This window comes from Candidatus Phytoplasma citri (assembly GCF_002009625.1).
GTDB classification, from domain to species: domain Bacteria; phylum Bacillota_I; class Bacilli_A; order Acholeplasmatales; family Acholeplasmataceae; genus Phytoplasma; species Phytoplasma citri.
The window spans coordinates 1-1,148 of record NZ_MWKN01000057.1 but is presented as its reverse complement, the minus strand read 5'-3'; the positions used below and the strand labels follow the sequence as shown (position 1 = coordinate 1,148).

Annotated in this window: 1 protein-coding gene; it reads right to left on the bottom strand. The window is 23.6% G+C overall.

Annotation, left to right across the window (positions count from 1 at the left end):
- Window positions 1-666: 666 nt before the first annotated feature.
- Window positions 667-855, bottom strand: coding sequence for a 50S ribosomal protein L28 (gene rpmB, locus B2G44_RS01865; RefSeq protein ID WP_078123148.1), 189 nt, complete (start codon window positions 853-855; stop codon window positions 667-669).
- Between the last annotated feature and the right edge of the window lie 293 nt (window positions 856-1,148).

The window sequence follows — 1,148 nt, the reverse complement described above, 5'->3', positions numbered from 1 at the left end:
TGACATTCTTTCGTTTGTCAGACCGACCATCTCCATTCAGAGTTTATCGGCTCTGGCTATTGGTTAGATAGCACGAAATTTAGGCCTCTTTGGCGCCCACTTATAAGTATTAAAAATATAAAGTTTTTTTAATCTTAGCAAATTTAAGTTTATCCTTTTTTGTTAATGTTTTTTTACAAAAAATTTAAAAGAAAAAATTTATGATAAAAAGGGTATTATAATTACTAACTGTAGCAAATAAACCCCACTAATATTATTAATTTTTTGTTGTTAAAACACTTTGTAAAACATCAAAAATTTTTCATGTAAAAATCGCCATTTTGGATACCAAAATGGCTTTTTTAAAATAATTAAATACCGCATAAAAAAATGAATTAATGGAACGATCGATATTAGAGACAATAAAGTAATTATACAAGATAATGATGGAGAAATAAATTCCTATTTGGATCAAAAAAATAATGATTAATCAACAATTAAGAACGAAATCATAACTAAATTTGAAATTTTTAAGTGTAATAAATTAACTACCCACAAAGCATTAAGCATTAAATTAAATTTAAATAGAATTTTAAAAATAATTTAATTTAGTATATTTTTAGTGATGAAACCCAATTAAAATTATTTAATTATTAAAAATAAAAAATACTTATAATATAGTAAAAATTATATTCTTTGCAAATTCATTTTTTTTAAAGCACGAACAGATATAAAAACTTTTTTAATTTTACCACAATCATCAATAATGCGAATTTTTTGCAAATTAGCCTTCCATTTTCTTTTATTAGCATTCATAGCATGACTACGTTTATTACCGCACAAAATAGCTTTACCTGTTAAATAACATTTTGCCATTTGATATTTACTCCTTTTATTTTTTTATATAAATTAAATTAATAATAATAATTTTAACAATTTTTTAGTCAATTATTCCAATTAACTTATTAAAAAAATAAGTTTACTAATATCGATAGATTATTTACGATTAACCGGTTTCCTATTACAAACAATAATCGGAAAAACAAAGTTAATTGCATTCAAATATTAGTTAATTAGATACGGATAGATTAATTGCGTTTTATGCAGCGATTTATCTTTGCTGTTTTATTTACAATCAGCCCCCGTCCAAACCGGACAAGCAAGTTTCC